A 17,494-nucleotide genomic window follows, 5' to 3' on the forward strand; every position below is an offset into this window, starting at 1 on the left:
ACACGAAATTAAAGTTGGGTAAGCAGAAAATAAAGAATGAATTTCATGAAAATCATTTTTAAAATATTTCTTCTGGCATTTGTTCCTACTCTGTTTTCCTGCACATCGAACACGGACAAAAAACAGCCCAATGTGATATTGATCATGGCCGATGATATGGGTTACGAATGTATCGGGGCTTATGGTTCAGCCTCCTATTCAACACCTCAGATCGACCAACTGGCTTCGCAGGGCATCCGGTTCCAAAACTGTGTTTCGCAGCCGTTGTGTACACCTTCACGTGTGAAAATCATGACCGGAAAATACAACTATAGAAACTATGATTATTTCGGGCATCTGAACCTTTCTGAATATACCTTCGGGAATGTGATGCAAGATGCAGGCTACGCCACCTGTATCGCCGGGAAATGGCAACTGAACGGGCTGGCTTATAAAGACAAGATGGAAGACTGGAACGACAACACCCGGCCCAATAAATTCGGGTTTGAAGAATATTGCCTTTGGCAACTTACAAAAGGTAGAAATGAAGGCGAACGTTATGCCGATCCTTTGATCGAACAAAACGGAAAAGTACTGGATAGAAACGCGGACCAATATGGCCCGGATATATTTGCCGACTTTGTACTTAATTTTATCGAACGGAAAAAAGATCAACCTTTCTTTGTGTATTACCCGATGGTAATGGTACACGATCCTTTTGTGCCAACGCCTGATTCAAAAGACTGGGCCAACCGGGAAAAAAGGTATAAAAACGACACCGCTTATTTTAAAGACATGGTGGCTTACACCGATAAAATTGTCGGGAAAATCACAGGTAAGCTGAAAGAGCTGAACCTGGATGAAAACACGGTGGTAATTTTCACAGGTGATAACGGCACCCACAAAACCATTCATTCGCGGATGGTTGAAGGTTTTTCCATTCAAGGTGGCAAAGGCAATACAATCGATGCCGGCACACATGTACCTCTAATCGTACACTGGCCGGAGCAAATAAAAAAGAGCCGTGTTTTTGAAGAACTAATCGAGTTCAGCGACTTCTTCCCCACCCTCACGGAACTAGCAGGAACCGAAGCCAAAGAAAACGATGGAAAAAGTTTTTATCCCTTACTGGTTGGTGACAAATATGAACCGCGCGAAACTGCCTTTGTGCATTACGATCCTCAGTGGGGTAAAAATGTGAATCAATACCGGAATCAATTTGTACGGTCGCTGGATTATAAATTATACCGCGACAGTAACTTCTATCATCTCACAACGGATAAACTTGAAAAGCATCCAATAAACATCAATTCACTCGATGCCGAAGCGCTTCAGATTAAAATTCAGTTGGAAACTGAAATGAAAAAGCATTTTGGTTATTGGAATGAGTAAGAAATGACTATAATCGGCTGATTACAAAAAACAATCAATTCATGGTCAGGCTGATAACCGCATAACCATAGTCCGGCCAATTCACAGAAAAAACGTAACTTTAATAGAACTCTGGAATCCAGCTTTTAAAAGTTGCAATTATGTGGAAACAAATTATCAAAAGGCTTTGTGAAAGAAGTGATATAGCCATTGGCAGTGATATCGTTATACATGATAGTTCAACCTATAAAAACATGATCACCAAAGGTTCCCTGGGACTGGGTGAATCTTATATGAAAAAGAAATGGGATTCACCTCATCTCGATGTTCTTATTGCAAAGCTGATTAAAGCAGAAACACATAAAAACAATTTATTCGGAGCCTTTACAAAGGCCATATTGTGGGCAAAATCTGTGGTTTTCAATTTGCAGGACCGAAAAAACGCACCTCTGCTTTCAGAAACACATTATAACGCCGGCAACCAATTGTTTAAATCATTTCTTGATCCGAATATGATTTATTCGTGTGCTTACTTCAAGCATACTAACGATTTAAAACAAGCTCAACTCAATAAAATAAAAATTGTTGGTCACAAACTCGATTTACATCCGGGAGAAAAGGTGCTTGATATCGGTTGCGGATGGGGTGGTACTGCCAGAATTCTTTCTGAAATGTTTAATGTGGAAGTTACTGGAGTCTCAGATTCTACGGAGATGATTAAATATGCGAATGAAAATAACGCCGGTAAAAAAGTCAAATTCATTCGTGCTGATTACAGGGATGTAAAGGGAAAATTCGATAAAATCTACAATGTAGGCTTCCTTGAAGCAGTTGGCCCCAAAAACTTTAGAAGTTTTATGAGACAAGTTAATGATCTGCTCCATGATAATGGAATTTTCTTAACGCATACCATAGGTGGAAAATATTCTGTTAATAAGGGAGATCCATGGTTGGATAAATACATCTTTCCACACGGTGTACTCCCTTCGAAAAAACAAATTGAGAAATCGGTAAAAAGTCTTTTTGAAATCAGGGATTTCGAAGCTTTTGGAAGTTATTATGAAACCACATTAATGCACTGGAGTAAGAATCTGAACAGAAATTGGCATACGATTAAGAATCTATTCGACGATCCGGAAATGTTTAAGCGCATGATGGATTACTACCTTCTAAGTTGTAAAGGTGCTTTTCATGCGAACATGATTGATTTGTGGCAATATGTCTTTACAAAGCCTAATAAAGTAGGAGACTACAAGCAGTACCGGTTAGCTTAAAACAATCCAAAACTAAATCCCCAACTCCTCCTTCAGGAACGTAGCAGTATAAGATTTCTTATTGAGCGCCACTTCCTCGGGTGTTCCGGTGCAAAGAATTTTACCGCCGTGTTTTCCTCCTTCGGGCCCCAAATCGATAATGTGGTCGGCTACTTTTATCACATCGAGGTTGTGCTCGATCACGATGACAGTATTTCCCTTCTCCACCAGTTTATTCAGCACCTCGAGCAGCACACGAATGTCTTCGAAATGCAGGCCGGTGGTTGGTTCATCCAGAATATACAAGGTTTTCCCGGTGTCGCGTTTGGCCAGTTCCGAAGCCAGTTTCACACGCTGCGATTCGCCGCCCGACAAAGTTGTGGATGACTGCCCAAGCGTAATGTAACCCAGTCCCACTTCTTTAAGCGTTTGCAGTTTGACCGCAATCGACGGGATATTTTCAAAAAACTCAACACCCTGGTTAATGGTCATGTCCAGCACATCGCTGATGGATTTTCCTTTATAACGCACTTCCAGCGTTTCGCGATTATATCGTTTGCCATCGCATTTATCGCAATGCACATACACATCGGGCAGAAAGTTCATTTCGATGAGCTTAAGTCCCCCACCCTGGCATTCTTCGCAGCGACCTCCTTTAACATTGAACGAAAAGCGCCCCGGTTTGTAGCCCCTTACTTTTGCTTCGGGCAACTGCGCAAACAGGTTGCGGATATCGCCAAACACATTGGTATATGTCACCGGGTTCGAGCGCGGTGTGCGACCAATCGGCGACTGATCCACTCGGATCACTTTATCGATGTGTTTCAGTCCTTCCACCTTTTTATACGGCAGCGGATCTTTCACACTTTTATAGAAATGCTGACTTAGAATCGGCTGCAAAGTTTCATTGATCAATGTCGATTTTCCACTGCCTGAAACGCCGGTAACACAAATGAATTTTCCAAGCGGGATTTCAACATCCACATCCTGCAAATTATTACCGGCACAACCCTTTATTTTTAACAAATCGGAATTTCCGTTCCTGCGCACTTTAGGCACCTCAATTGCCCGATTTTCGTTCAGGTAGTCCGATGTCAGGGTTTTGGCTTTAAGCACTTCCTTTGGTGCTCCTTCGTATACCACTTCTCCCCCGTGGCGTCCGGCGTGCGGTCCCATGTCGATCAGGTGATCGGCATGCAGCATGGTATCTTTATCATGCTCCACAACAATCACTGAATTTCCTGAATCGCGAAGCTGCTCAAGGGCCTGAATCAGCTTTAGATTATCTCGGTGATGAAGGCCGATGCTAGGCTCGTCGAGAATGTAAAGTACATTTACCAGTTGCGAACCAATTTGCGTGGCCAGCCGGATACGCTGCGATTCTCCTCCTGAAAGACTTTGTGCCGTACGGTCGAGAGCCAGGTAATTCAGTCCAACGCCCAGCATAAATCCGAGCCGGTCGCGTATCTCTTTGATCACCTCCGTACCAATTTTTCGCTGTCGTTCACTGATTCTTTCTTCGAGACCTTCAAGCCATTCACCCAGTTCATCCAGGTCCATTTTTGAGAGTTCGGAAATGTTTTTCCCGTCGACCTTAAAATGCAAGGATTCCTTTTTCAGTCGCTGACCATGGCACTCGGGGCATTCAATTTTCTTGACAAACTGATTCGCCCATTTTTGTGCCTTTTTCGAAGTACTTTCTTCGCGCTGGTTATCGATGTATTTGATCACACCGTCGTAGCTCATCATGTAATTCATGCTGTTACCCAGCGGTGTATTTTTAAGCTGAATGCGTTCGTTACTTCCAAAAAGTACCGCATCGATTCCTTCGTCAGAAATGTCCTTAACAGGCGTTTTCAGGTCGAAATCGTATTTCTCGCCCAGTGCCTCAATCTGCCAGAAAATAAGCGAATTCTTATACGGCCCCAATGGTGCGATTGCACCTTTGCCAATACTCAGGTTTCTGTCAGGGATCACCTTATCCATATCGATCTCGGTGATACGGCCCAGCCCATTGCATTTTGGGCAGGCTCCCTGTGGCGAATTGAATGAAAAATTATGCGGTGCCGGTTCGTTATACGAAATTCCGGTAGTCGGGCACATCAACAGCCGGCTGTAATATTTGGCTTGCTGTGTATCGTGATCGAGGATCATCAGAATTCCGTGGCCGTGCTTCATGGCTGTTTGAATGCTTTCTTTCAGGCGTTTGTCATCAGCCTCATCCACCACAAGTTTATCGATCAGTATTTCAATAAAGTGATTCTTGTAACGATCGACTTTAAAATTATGCCGCAACTCGGTGAGCTCACCATCAACCCGGGCAGTGAGAAAGCCCTTCCTTAAAATCGATTCAAACAACTCGCGGTAATGTCCTTTTCGCCCTTTAACAACGGGCGCCAGAATATTGATTCGCTTCCCTGCAAAATCGGATTTGATGAGCTGAATGATCTTTTCTTCGGTGTATTTCACCATTTTTTCGCCGGTGTTGTACGAATACGCTTCGCCGGCGCGTGCATACAACAAACGCAGGAAGTCGTATATTTCAGTCACGGTACCAACAGTGGATCGAGGATTTCGTGTCGTTACTTTTTGCTCAATGGAGATAACAGGACTCAACCCGGTGATTTTATCTACGTCGGGGCGTTCCATGTTGCCAAGGAATGAGCGCGCATACGCCGAAAAAGTTTCGATGTAGCGCCGTTGCCCTTCAGCATAAATAGTATCAAAAGCCAATGAAGATTTTCCGCTGCCACTCAAACCTGTAATAACAGTGAGTTTGTTTCGCGGAATCTCAACATCGATGTTCTTCAGATTATGAACACGCGCACCGTGAACCACAATCTTTTCTTCCGACTCCAGTTCCAGTTGTTCGTCGATATTTGTATTTGCTTTTTTTGCCATTAATATCAGCTGCGTCATTCCGAACTTGTTTCGGAATCTACATTAGATGCTGAAACATGTTCAGCATGACGGTTCATATAACAATCTATAATTCCGGGACTTGCACCCAGTATCTTTTTCGGCCCGAATAGGTCAATTTATTTTCGCGCAACCACGGATTAAAATCTTTAAAAAGCTTATAGCTCAATCCCAGTTCATCGGCGTAATCAGCAAAATTATCCACTGATCCGGTAATCTCAACTTCCCTGGTTGGAATGGTCGGATACTTTTCATCCTCAGAAATGTAAAAGTTGTATTTCTCGGGATTTTCCAGGATCAGTTTCAATGCCACGATACGGTAGACGTAGCGGGCGGTTTCGGTGGTAATGAGCAGGTCGTAATAATCTTCCTCTTCCTGCCGGTTCATTTGACGTTGAACGCCATTCATTCCACGATTATAAGCTGCTGCCACCATGGTCCAGTTTCCAAACTTTACATGAGCATCTTTAATGTATTCGCAAGCCACATGCGTAGCCTTTTCAATGTGGTAGCGCTCGTCCACTTCGCTGTTGATCTCCAGACCGTAATCTTTGGCCGTACCTTCCATTAGTTGCCAGAAACCAACAGCTCTGGCCGGTGAAATGGCGCGCGGATTTAATCCACTTTCGGCAACAGCCAGGTACTTAAAATCATCAGGAATCCCGTGCTCTTTCAAAATAGGTTCGATGATGGCAAAATACCGGGGTGCCATTTTGATGTAACGAATGGTTTGCGAATGAAAATAAGCATTGGAAAGCAGTTCACGATCGAGAGCTTCCTTCACATAAAAGCGGTCGAGCGGCATCGACTCGCCTGCGAAACTGACTTTCGCGGGCAGTTCCACACTTTTGTAACGCGGCACTTCCACCTTATCTTTCTTTGGTCCATCAGGACTCGCTGCGCCCAAAATCAGAATTAGTGCACCCACATTAAATACTGCAAGTATCGTCATTAATACTCTCCAACCCTTTCTGCCTTTCATCTTCGTACGATTTAATTTCAATTTTAAAAAATGCTTATTCTGAAATAATCAGCAAAAATACATTTTTACAGTAGGTTAACAATGAAAAAGGCCCGACTGTTTGCCGAGCCTGCATTTATTTTAATATTGATTAAATCTGCAGGAATTTGTAAGTAGAAATAAGAAAGTCACACTCTTACCAAAAGTAAGAGTATGACTACTATTGAACATTGTTTAATCTTCTCTGAACACCGGTATTTCTCCAATCTTACGGATGTTTTGCAGATCGGAATAATCGTAGAGGTAAAAACCGTCGTCGCCAATCATAAACAGGAAACCATTTACAGGAATCACATCGTAGGTATTGATTCCCGGAAAAACTGCTATCATATGATTATCGATCTGTGTTTTGTCGGTCACGTCGTAAACTTTGAGCCCGGCATCGCCATCGCAGATAAACAGAATATCATCATCGATCCCAAGGCCGTAAGGACCATTTAGCGGATATGAAGCAACCAGTGTATTGTCCACATAATTGTCAGAGAGTTGGAGTACATCGAGGCGATTAACCGTGCTGCCGCACGAGGTTCCGCCGCGCAGGGTTACATAGGCATAACCATCGGCTACTACAACAGGATCGCAACTGGTAACGTGCCAGAAATCGCTGACATACGAAGGGACAGTAGCCACCTCGAGGCTAAACACCCGCATACCGCTTTGCGTTCCTAAAAACATATGATCGTCGTAGATGAACATGGTCTCCACGTTCCATCCCACATTTTGTTTCCCGATATTATCGAGTTGTGTATCTGTTTTTATCTCGAATATGTTTAGATTGACCTGATCTACTGCATACAAGTAATCGTCGTACAAACCAAAGCGTGCCATTGAACCGCCAGTCCCATAGGTCGATCCCTGGGCCGATCCGCCATTGCTCATCGCTGCATCCGACATGGCCAAATCTTCGTAATATCCCCATCGGTAAACTGGATAATAATGGTACTCCATTTCCTGCCGTACCCGAGTGATCTCCCAGCCGGTAACTACACCCTTTTCCTCATCGATATCGGCCACCCGGTGATTTTCGTCATAAGGAGGCAAGGTATAAGCAAATACATCTTCGGCACGATTCAACTCCACCGGATTATTGATATCGCTGATATCAATAGCCACCAAATCGACATAACTATCGGCATAAAGTGTGTTGTTTTTTATTGCAATATCCACGTTTCCCGGAATATCAATAAACCCGACGTTTTGCGGATCTTCCGGATTTGCGTTGTTGATGATGTGCACGCCTTCGAATTCCTCGTTAATGAAAATAAAATCATCCTTAAAATAGATCTTCCCCGGATTAACAAGTTCGCGGGCATCGGAGTATTTTACGGAAGTTCGTAAATCTTCATAAGAAAGATAAACGGGTTTATTGGCTGTAAATTCCTCGGTATATTCGTCCATGCATGAAAAGCCTGCAAGTGCAATAACGAGAAGGATAAGTATTTTTTGTATTGTTTTCATAGTTCTAGATTATTTAAAGATGATACCCACTTTTACGGTTACCCTGTTGTAATCAATGTCAAGTTCATAGTCGTCCTGACCGGCATAATTCAGCCGGTGATATTGGTACCCAACGGCGAAAGTCATTCCAAAATTTGAAGAGAACATCTGCTGATAGCCGACTCCCGGATTGATCAGAAATCCACCTTTTACATCCAGCGGTTCATCACCGCTTACATCAGGCCACGGCCAGTAACTCATCCACAAAGGAACTACGTCGTAATACACGGCATTCGATTCTTCGAGCGGCACCTGGTAACCGGCTTTCAGAAAAACATAGGGTACCGACGGTGCTTTTCGGAACTTGTATTCCAGGTTGGCAAACACAGGCATATACGATTCTTTTAAGAATTCGACACCCAGACCAAGCCCGGCAGAAAACTGCGCATTTATCTGGTAATTAACCGAACCGGTAATGCTGAAAGGAGCCGATTGGCTGTTGTCGGAATTTCCGGCCAAAACACCCAGCTCGGAACGGTAAAACAGTTTTGAGGTTTCATTCTCTGAAAGCTGAGTTTCTTTTCCACTCCGATGCCGGGTAATACTGTCCACTTCGCCGGCATCGAAGATCCAAAGACTTCCGCCGGACTCAACACTGAGCTTTTCACCATCGGCAGAATACAGGTATTTTCCTTTAATCACCGAACCGTTCTTTAAATGAATGTACCCTTTTTCGGATTGAGCAATGGCCGGCAACAGAAAAACCAGCCCAAGTAACAACAGACACAATCGTTTCATTTGTTTGAATTTTAGTTTGTAGTAGTAATGCATGGAAGCTTAATTCTTCCACTGTCCTTTAGATGGAAAGTTTTATGGGTAGGTTGCGTGCCTGACTGTTTTTTTAACAATAAAATTTCAGAAGCTAATTATGAGTCTGATTTTAAGCCTGTTAAAAATTCGATGAAATACTAATTTTCGAAACCAAGCAGAAAATCGGCAAGTACATTATTGATGGTGTTGGCATGTTCCACTGCAATCAGATGTCCCGATTCCAGAATTTCAATTTGAATATTTGGATAGTCGCCGGCCAGTTCTTTAGCCCGGTCGGCATTGCCCACAATGGGATCGTTCGTACCCAGAAAAAGTAATACCGGCAAATCCATGTTTTGTTTTTGCACATTGGTCATTGGCACTGGCTGGGCAACCGATGGAATGGTTGATGTGAGAATGCAACTGAACCATTCGCCATACTTTTGATGAACGTTTTGATCAGCTCCAAAGGCCCAGTTTTCAACCCAGTCCCGAATAAATCCGAAAGGATACATGGTGGCTAGCGACAACATAAAATAACTGGCTCCGCTTAATTGAGTAATTCCCATCGGACCAAATAAAGCCAGTTTTTCTACTTTTTGAGGATAGAAATATGTCAGACACTGCGCAATAAATCCGCCGTTTGAAGCTCCGAGTACGGCAGCACTTTCTACACCGAGTTCATCTAAAATGTGGACATAAAGATCGGCGATCTCTTTTTCGTTTTCGGGATAACGTGTGGCATCCGCCAATTCACTTTTATTTCCTTCGCCGACATTATCGATGGAATAAATCCGAAAATGAGGTAAAAGTGGCGGAAGGTTTTCGGCCCATGAGTGAGCACCCATCGACGCAGCATGAAGAAGCACTATTGGCGGATTTGTTTTCTCACCGCAGGCCAGAACATGAACCTTTCCGTATTCGATGTTGATGTAAATATCCTCGGTATCGTCGGGCCATTTTGTTTGCAATTCATCATAAATCCGGTAAAGTTCACCTTTTCCGCTTTCCGAGGTATAAATACTGGTTTTGGGATCAGGTTTAAAGGCAATAAAATTGATCAGCAACAAAATGATTATAAATGCAATTCGAATAACCAGAGCTTTTGTTTTGTTCCATTTTTTTGCAATTGCGGCCGGCCACCAGAAAAATGCAAACACAATAAGTAAAAGTAAAAGCGTTTGCAGATAGGATTTTCCCAACAATGTTGCGATAGCAAATAACAGCAGCACAATAATGAAAATCCATTTCAGAATCAGTCCAAAGTACTTGAGAATGGTTGACATGGTTTTTGAAAAAAAGATACGTTACAAATTCACATCTACCAAGTACAAGGCACTGAATTTTACAACTTTGTGCTGAAGAACAATGTTATACCATAAAAAAACCGCCACCCGCCCGTCAGTTGACGAGCGAACAGCGGTTTAATCTAACCAAACTAATAACTACTTCTTATTGAGTGTAAGTGTTACCTCTTTTTCAATGTCATCACTAACGAAAACCATTTGCGGAGTATTGCCTGTATCCCAAACTTCTCCGTTAACCGTAATAGTTGCTCCAACGTAATAATTACCCGATTCTAAGCCGGAGAAAGTGAAATTACCGGCGTTATCGGTAGTTGTTTGCGTAAGCATACTGGCATCCTCATCATATAGTTTTACCGTAATTCCCGATAAAACATTACCACCGTCGGCACTCGCCATTCCAATGATAGTCCCTTCATCTTTACTGCAGGCAAATGCAGCAAAAACAACCAAGGTTATGAATAATATCTTTTTCATGTTTTTCAAATTATTAAAGGTTAAGATTTTACTCTAAAACGTTTTTCCATTTTTCTGTACGTCCTGTGAACCAAATTGGAAGGTCCGGATCGTTGTGCTGACTGATTTTTGCCCAGTTTTCAGGATCGGATGCCTGGATACTTGGGTTGTAAGTCATTCTTTCTTTCCACTTGAATAATTCAAACGGTGATCCGGGATTGTCGCCAAGATATTTGATCAAACGACGGGCAGCAGTGTACGGCGTTTCAAAGTTGAAGAAATTGTAGTGCAACTGCAACTGGTAGAAAATAGCTTCCACTTTTTCCTGATCAGACAATCCGTCAAAACGTTGAGCTTCAAATTCAGCATAAGTACTTGCATCGTACATCATGGTCGGTCTGTCTCTGTCAATCCTTGAATCATCCATATTACTTGGGAAAGAAGGTGTAGTTTGCTTTGAATACTTGTTATCCACATTGATATGGTACCAGTATTCGCACGACATTTCGATTGCACGCTTGTAGTGTTCGCGTGCTGTTCCATTAACGGTACCAAATCCTCTTACAGCTGCCTCTGCCAAATTCAATTCAGTTTCAACAGAATGCAAAGTGGGATACCGTATATCGAAGTTGTACTGCGGACGTACGTTATATTCAGAAATCATGTTACGATCAGTTCCAATAACCCAGTTATTGTCTAAGTATTGTCCACAACGTGTACGGAATGCATTAAGCAGGAATTCCTCCCTTTTTGAAAGGTCTGCTGATGCTTCATCATTCAGGTTAATGGTTTGTTCGTTACCCTGCGCACCAAATGTAATTGAAGTTACGTTAATGTCGGTCATGATCGGATCGTTGATATAATATCCTCTCATCGCCTTGTTAAAGTAACTGTTAGGATCGGTGTTATCGTCCCATCCGGTTTCTGCACCAACATATCTTCCCATTACATCTTTCGAGAACAGGTAAGCCACTCTTGGATCAACGGTACCGTTCATTAAACCTTCTTCTGAATTATCACCATCGAAATAATACAGCATTTCACCATTTACTTCAACGCTCTTTTCTTCAGGAACACAATGCATCACATCATGCAAGAAAAGTTTAGGAGCACGACATTCGTCAGCACGTTCGCGGAATGCACGGGTGATACCCAATTCAACTTGCAAACGATATGGCTCTACGATTGCAATATCGGCCAAACCTGCAACATCGTCGTACATGTCGAACAACGGTTTTCCGCTTGTTTCAGAGAGTACAGTTTGAGTCATGCCAGGTTCCATTTCACTAACCGTAAGTGCCCAACGAACACGCAACGAGTTAACATATTTTCTCCACTGCATGATATCACCCTGGAAAATCACATCCTGTTGTGTGAAAATGGCCTGTTCAGAATCAGTAAGCTCGAGACCGGCGAGGTAATCATCAATTTCCTTCATTTCTTCAATGATCTTCGGATAAATCTCTTCCTGACCAATGTAGTTGGCTTTATCGCCTTCCAGTGCTCCGGCTGAACCGGTTTCGAAATAAGGAACTTCATCGTAAAGGTCGATAGCACGTTGGTATCCAACTGCTTTTAGCACGTGAAGTAAACGCATGAATAAAACATCCATTGTAGTACGTTCTTCCTCCGGAGTTTTATTGAACTCTTTCTGTGCCCAAAGTACCTGTTTAATCCAGTCGCTGTTGATCTTATTGAAAACGGTACGGTTAAATCCATTCGATCCCCAGTCGCTTTCAACATCTACTAAGCTGTATGAAAATCCATACGCATTTGTTGTATAGTAGATTTGAACACCGGTTCCCATGATTCTGGATCCGCTTCGCATTTGGTGATACGAAGCACCATATTCGCCTCTTAACAAAAATCCTCGTGTACATTGCGAAGTAAAATAACCCGCAATAACACTAACACCGGCTTTGTCGGCCTGTGCCTTCGAGAACCCATCCGGATCCTGGTACAACTCTTCCAACTTGTCCTGACAGCCAAACGACCCCAGTAAAACCAGAAGTGCGAGAATTGATTTAGAAATTATATTTTTCATCGTGTATTCCTTTTTTATAGTTTAACTTTAATTGCTAACCCCATTGAACGCTGCGATGGTAATGCAGTAGTTCCGTAGTTACTGTTATTCCAACTGGTACCATTTGATGATTCCGGATAAGTATTCGGTGCATCTTTGTACAAATACGCTATGTTATTAGCAAAAACCGAAAGGGTCAAATTGTTCAATCCAACTTTCTTCGATATGGTATATGGTACGGTATAATCAAGAGCTACGTTACGAAGTGCAATATAATCGCTTTTAAACAATCTGTCTTCCGGATAAAAACCATTCGAGAAGTAAGATTGATAATAGTAATCTTCGGCCGACACTACCTGATCATTTGGATTTCCATTGGCAAATACACCGTCGAGCAATACACCATCGTGATAAGTATCGCCTCCCGAAGGATGATTACCTGCTACCTTTTGACCGGACTCATTTAAATAATAAGCGATACCTCCTGATTCTGCATCCCTGAAATCCAATGACTCCTTAAGAACACCGGCAGCCATCATATAAGTTTCTCCTTCAGAGATAAAGAATGCACCAAACGAGTAGTCCATATTTACCTTCAGGTTGAAGTTTTTATACTGGAATGAAGTGAATAAACCACCTGTTACATCAGGTAACAATTTTCCAACCATTTTGCTACTGGTTGATGAATATTTGTAGCGCGTACCGTTATCCTGAACAATGCGTTTTCCATTGTTTGGATCGTTTTCATCCGATGGATTGATGTAATGTTGCCAGCCTTGTTGCTGATAAATCAAACCATATTCGCCACCAACTTCGGCAACGGCATTCAAACCGTTGGTGCTCCATAGTGTCAATGCTGACAGGTTACCGTCAAGTTCTTTCACCTTGGTTTTACTTCCGGCGAAAGTCATATCCAGGTTCCATTTAAAATCTCTGCCATGAACAGGTTTTGTTTTCAGGGCAAGTTCCCAACCTGTATTGGCTACGTCACCGGCATTCATTCTGATGTTGTTTACACCAAGTCCCGGAGGCGCTGTAACTGACATAATCTGGTCGTAGGTATTTGAATGGTAGATCGAGAAATCAACTCCAAGTCGTTGATTTGTGAACAGGTAGCCTTCCAAACCAAATTCATATTCCCGCTTTCTTTCAGGTTTCAGGTTCGGGATAAAATCATCATCCATTGGAGGAAGATCGCTTGGAGGAGACACAATGTAACCACCACCCGAAGCAGATACTCCAAGGTTTACGTTACTAAAGTAGCGTGGTCCGGGACGACCTACATCGGCCCACGAAGCTCGCAGTTTCAGGAATTCAACAACTTCCGGCAGGTCAAGCGTGCTTGATGCAATCCACGATGCACTAACACCGGGATAGAAGTAGCTGTTGTTTTCAGGTGGAAGGATCGAAGACCAGTCGTTACGGGCCTGCGCTTCAATGTATACCTGGTCTCTCCAGGCCAATTGAACAGATCCGAGTACACTGTAAAGAATATCTTCACCATTGTCGTACATATAAACCGGCTGAACGCCAGAAGGCAGGTTCGAGAAGGAGAAGAAGTTAGGAATAACCATACCACCAATTTGTGTGGCTCCTTTCATTTCGAGGTAATTCTGACGAATCACACCTCCAACAAAACCAGAAAGATTAATATCGTTGATGTCGGTATCGAAATTGATCATTCCCTGACCGTACGTTTTACGAATAATCCTTGCCTGGTCGGTAAAAACGGCACCACTGTTAGGTCCGATCAAACTCGGATCCTGCAGTTTTCCTTTATATACATTTCTTTCGTTCGTGTTATCCAGTCCACCCATAATAGTTGCACTGAAAATGTTGTTCAGTTTCAGATCGACTGTAAGCGACTGAATGTTGTGAATACGATCGAAATTCGATTCGTTTTGCGTCCAGTCCCAAAGTGTACCAACAATTGATTGACGACCTGTCGATACAAAGTTGGTAAGATTCGGATTGGCAAAATAGTTATAGCCGTCTTCCGTTACCATGTATTGATTTAATAAATCAACATCGATATCAGCTGAATAGGCTCCAAGGCTTGCACGTGCACCCTGTGCATCAAACGAACCTGCGTAAGCCGAGTTCAGGTTTTTAGTTACATAGTAGTTACCGGTATATTTCACGGTAATGTAATCATTCAGTTTATACATGGTACTGATACTGAATGTATTTTTATCGTATTCAGAACCTGGGTAAACCGGATCCAACTGCATGTTGGTATATGAGAATCGAATCGATCCTTTGTCGTTACCGGAGCTTAGTGCAATGTTGGTTGTATTCTGACGTCCCTGCTCGAATAACTGATCGTAAATTGATTCACTCTGTGCCACCCAAGGACGGGTTGATCCATCCCACCAGTTCAATTGAACACTGGGGTCGAATTTAGGACCAAATGCACTACCGCTGTAATCAAGTGTACGCTGACCATTTTCATCAAGGTAGAATCCCTGAGCATCAGTTTGAGAAGTACTTGGACTTCTACCTGTACCATACTGGTCTTGAAGCTCCGGCATAAAAGCAATGTTATCCCACGATGTGGTAAATGAAGCCGAGATTCCTAAACCACCGCTTCTTGAACCACTTTTTGTGGTAATAAGGATAACACCGTTTGCACCTTCACTCCCATAAAGTACAGAAGCTTTTGCACCTTTAAGAATTTCAAAAGAGGCGATGTCGTCCGGGTTAATGTCGTTAATACCGGTACCATTATCCCTACCTGTACGGGTATTGTAATTCATTCCCGTGTTTTCATCATGAATAGGAACACCATCAACCACGATTAATGGACGAGTGGTTGAGTTGGCATCAAAAGATACCGCGTTACGGATGTTAATTTTCATACCTCCGGAAGGACCTGTAGCTGTTGATGCTACCGAAACCCCTGCTGCACTACCATATAGCGACTGCAGAGCGTTTACAGGAGTACCACTGGCAAGGATCCTCTCATTGTCTACTTTCGAAACAGAGTAACCCAATGCTTTTGCTTCCTTTTGAATACCTAACGCCGTTACAACAACTTCGTTAAGTCCTACTGTGCTTGTTGTCATTTGTACGTCAACAGTCGAGCGGTCTCCTACAACCTCTTCTACTTTTTCCATACCAACAAACGAAAAGATAAGAACAGCATCGTCTTGTACCGAAATGGTATATTTTCCATCAATGTCGGTCACGGTACCATTGGCGGTACCTTGTTCCAAGATTGATACACCGGGAATTCCCAGGCCATCATCACCTGTCACCGTCCCCGATACTGTTTTCTGTGCGTATGCACTACCTAGTAGTACAAAGCACATTCCCAAAATCAAAAAAATCTTTCGCATAGATTTTAATTTAAACGATTTGAACTAGATTAATTATACATATTACTAAAGAGTTTCTGAAACAACATGGCTGTTGTACCCATAAGACCCGATTGTTCCCAATTCTCGGATATAACCAGTTGAACATCGCCTGAAATCTTTTCCAGACAATGGGTATCAATGGATTGTTGAATTGGGTTTAGAACATATTGTTTAGCTCCCGACACTATTCCTCCCAAAATAATAATGTCAGGATTTAATAGTTGAATGGCATTGGCCAACGCTTTTCCCACTGCTGATCCGACTGATCCGAACAGATTAATCGAAAACTCATCGCCCATGCGCGCAGCCTGAATAATATCTTCGACGGTAATTTCGTCTTCACGTCCTTTAAAATTGACGGTTAACTGCGATACCGTTCCTTTTTTTATGGCTTCCTGTGCACGACGGATCAAAACATATACGGATGAAACCGTTTCCAGGCAGCCTCTTTTTCCGCAAATACATAAATCACCGTCATCTTCGAACTTTACATGCGAAAACTCACCTGCAAAACCGGTGGCTCCACTGTACAACTTTCCGTCGAGGATCATCCCGAGACCGAGTCCCCAGTTCCAGTTTACCACAATGGCATTCTGGTGGCCTTTGGCCGCACCAAAAATAAACTCGCCGTAAGCCTGCATCCTGGCGTCGTTGTTGACGTACACCAACTTCTTAAATTTTGTACGCATCCGCCGGGCAACATTCTGTAGCTTTTCGGCCTTTATCGTGTGATTGATACCTTCGGTCTCGTCGACCAATCCCGGCATGGCAATTCCTACACCATATATACTCTTGGGATTAATGCGTTTTTCACGCACAATTGCAGCTACTTCATTATAAATCTTCTCAATAAGTTCCTCGTCATCAATATCGGTTCGGAACTTTACCACAGGAGCTGCCAATTGGTTGTAACCATCATATACGCCTACTTTCCCGGTATATCGGCCCAACTCGCACGACACCACAAAAATGGAATCTCCCTTCAAGCCAAAAACAGTTGGTCGCCTTCCTCCTTTTGAAGGACCTATACCACGCGTTTCAACAAGCGCTTCATCACTGAGTTCTTTTAATAAGGAAATTGAAGTTGGAACACTAACCCCGATCTTTTTACCGATCTCGGTTGCCGAAAGTGTATCATTATGATAGAGCAAATTGAGAATTCGTTTTTTTCTACGGTAATTTTTTAAGATGTTACCGGTTAATTCTACATGCTCAATATCCTGAATGAGAATCATAGCAAGTACAGTTACGTTAGTTTTCGTGATGCAATTTACGTAAACTTTTAAGAGAATGTCAAGTATTTCTTAAAATTTTTTAAAAAGAATTTTATTCAGGAAAAATTAATTAGCAACTTTTGCTTATTAAAAACGTTTGGAACACCAGTAAATCCAAAATAATTGTTGAAATGACAATATATTCAACAAGTTTTAGACATTTTTTTACGATTAGTTTTTTTATAAACTTGTGGGCATACTTTCTACTAACTTAACGTGAGTTCGATCTAAGAGAAAGAGCAAACACGTCTTTCTTCGACAATTTCTTCCAGGTTGAGTTTTGGCTTT

General features: G+C 42.5%; 11 protein-coding genes. 2 read left to right on the forward strand and 9 right to left on the reverse strand.

Annotated elements, in window-relative coordinates; genetic code table 11:
- The first annotated feature begins 45 nt into the window (after positions 1-45).
- Together WFY05_RS21665 and cfa are read left to right on the forward strand one after the other, a co-directional pair.
- Entirely contained in the window at positions 46-1,371 is a 1,326-nt protein-coding gene (locus WFY05_RS21665) for a sulfatase family protein (RefSeq protein ID WP_340115035.1), read from the forward strand.
- A 140-nt stretch (positions 1,372-1,511) separates the two neighbouring features.
- On the forward strand, positions 1,512-2,624 hold the full coding sequence (gene cfa / locus WFY05_RS21670; protein ID WP_340115036.1) for a cyclopropane fatty acyl phospholipid synthase: 1,113 nt from the start codon (positions 1,512-1,514) through the stop codon (positions 2,622-2,624).
- Between the two features lie 12 nt (positions 2,625-2,636).
- On the opposite strand, the gene uvrA is transcribed toward cfa, so the two are convergent.
- The 9 genes from uvrA to WFY05_RS21715 all read right to left on the reverse strand — a co-directional run bounded on the left by uvrA (position 2,637) and on the right by WFY05_RS21715 (position 17,167).
- Complete coding sequence (gene uvrA, locus WFY05_RS21675) at positions 2,637-5,504, reverse strand: excinuclease ABC subunit UvrA (protein ID WP_437127415.1); 2,868 nt, start codon at positions 5,502-5,504, stop codon at positions 2,637-2,639.
- An 85-nt stretch (positions 5,505-5,589) separates the two neighbouring features.
- Positions 5,590-6,504, reverse strand: a complete 915-nt coding sequence (locus tag WFY05_RS21680; RefSeq protein ID WP_340115038.1) for a lytic transglycosylase domain-containing protein — start codon at positions 6,502-6,504, stop codon at positions 5,590-5,592.
- 213 nt (positions 6,505-6,717) lie between these two features.
- On the reverse strand, positions 6,718-8,001 hold the full coding sequence (locus WFY05_RS21685; RefSeq protein WP_340115039.1) for an LVIVD repeat-containing protein: 1,284 nt from the start codon (positions 7,999-8,001) through the stop codon (positions 6,718-6,720).
- A 9-nt stretch (positions 8,002-8,010) separates the two neighbouring features.
- Positions 8,011-8,778: a hypothetical protein gene (locus tag WFY05_RS21690; RefSeq protein WP_340115040.1), complete on the reverse strand. Its 768-nt coding sequence runs from the start codon at positions 8,776-8,778 to the stop codon at positions 8,011-8,013.
- Between the two features lie 170 nt (positions 8,779-8,948).
- Positions 8,949-10,076, reverse strand: coding sequence for an alpha/beta fold hydrolase (locus tag WFY05_RS21695; RefSeq protein WP_340115041.1), 1,128 nt, complete (start codon positions 10,074-10,076; stop codon positions 8,949-8,951).
- Positions 10,077-10,235: 159 nt separating this feature from the next.
- Complete coding sequence (locus tag WFY05_RS21700; RefSeq protein ID WP_340115042.1) at positions 10,236-10,571, reverse strand: SdrD B-like domain-containing protein; 336 nt, start codon at positions 10,569-10,571, stop codon at positions 10,236-10,238.
- A gap of 28 nt (positions 10,572-10,599) precedes the next feature.
- Positions 10,600-12,594, reverse strand: coding sequence for a SusD/RagB family nutrient-binding outer membrane lipoprotein (locus WFY05_RS21705; RefSeq protein ID WP_340115043.1), 1,995 nt, complete (start codon positions 12,592-12,594; stop codon positions 10,600-10,602).
- Between the two features lie 14 nt (positions 12,595-12,608).
- Positions 12,609-15,911, reverse strand: a complete 3,303-nt coding sequence (locus tag WFY05_RS21710; protein ID WP_340115044.1) for a SusC/RagA family TonB-linked outer membrane protein — start codon at positions 15,909-15,911, stop codon at positions 12,609-12,611.
- Between the two features lie 29 nt (positions 15,912-15,940).
- A complete protein-coding gene (locus WFY05_RS21715; RefSeq protein WP_340115045.1) occupies positions 15,941-17,167 on the reverse strand; it encodes an ROK family transcriptional regulator in 1,227 nt (408 codons plus the stop codon).
- Positions 17,168-17,494: the final 327 nt, after the last annotated feature.

Source organism: Maribellus mangrovi (assembly GCF_037646455.1).
Taxonomy (GTDB): domain Bacteria; phylum Bacteroidota; class Bacteroidia; order Bacteroidales; family Prolixibacteraceae; genus Draconibacterium; species Draconibacterium mangrovi_A.

Excerpts from the sequence above, each read along its gene's own strand:
- WFY05_RS21665 (WP_340115035.1), top strand. The coding sequence starts at position 46 with ATGAAAATCATTTTTAAAATATTTCTTCTGGCATTTGTTCCTACTCTG.
- cfa (WP_340115036.1), top strand. The coding sequence starts at position 1,512 with ATGTGGAAACAAATTATCAAAAGGCTTTGTGAAAGAAGTGATATAGCC.
- uvrA (WP_437127415.1), bottom strand. The coding sequence starts at position 5,504 with ATGGCAAAAAAAGCAAATACAAATATCGACGAACAACTGGAACTGGAG.
- WFY05_RS21680 (WP_340115038.1), bottom strand. The coding sequence starts at position 6,504 with ATGAAAGGCAGAAAGGGTTGGAGAGTATTAATGACGATACTTGCAGTA.
- WFY05_RS21685 (WP_340115039.1), bottom strand. The coding sequence starts at position 8,001 with ATGAAAACAATACAAAAAATACTTATCCTTCTCGTTATTGCACTTGCA.
- WFY05_RS21690 (WP_340115040.1), bottom strand. The coding sequence starts at position 8,778 with ATGAAACGATTGTGTCTGTTGTTACTTGGGCTGGTTTTTCTGTTGCCG.
- WFY05_RS21695 (WP_340115041.1), bottom strand. The coding sequence starts at position 10,076 with ATGTCAACCATTCTCAAGTACTTTGGACTGATTCTGAAATGGATTTTC.
- WFY05_RS21700 (WP_340115042.1), bottom strand. The coding sequence starts at position 10,571 with ATGAAAAAGATATTATTCATAACCTTGGTTGTTTTTGCTGCATTTGCC.
- WFY05_RS21705 (WP_340115043.1), bottom strand. The coding sequence starts at position 12,594 with ATGAAAAATATAATTTCTAAATCAATTCTCGCACTTCTGGTTTTACTG.
- WFY05_RS21710 (WP_340115044.1), bottom strand. The coding sequence starts at position 15,911 with ATGCGAAAGATTTTTTTGATTTTGGGAATGTGCTTTGTACTACTAGGT.
- WFY05_RS21715 (WP_340115045.1), bottom strand. The coding sequence starts at position 17,167 with ATGATTCTCATTCAGGATATTGAGCATGTAGAATTAACCGGTAACATC.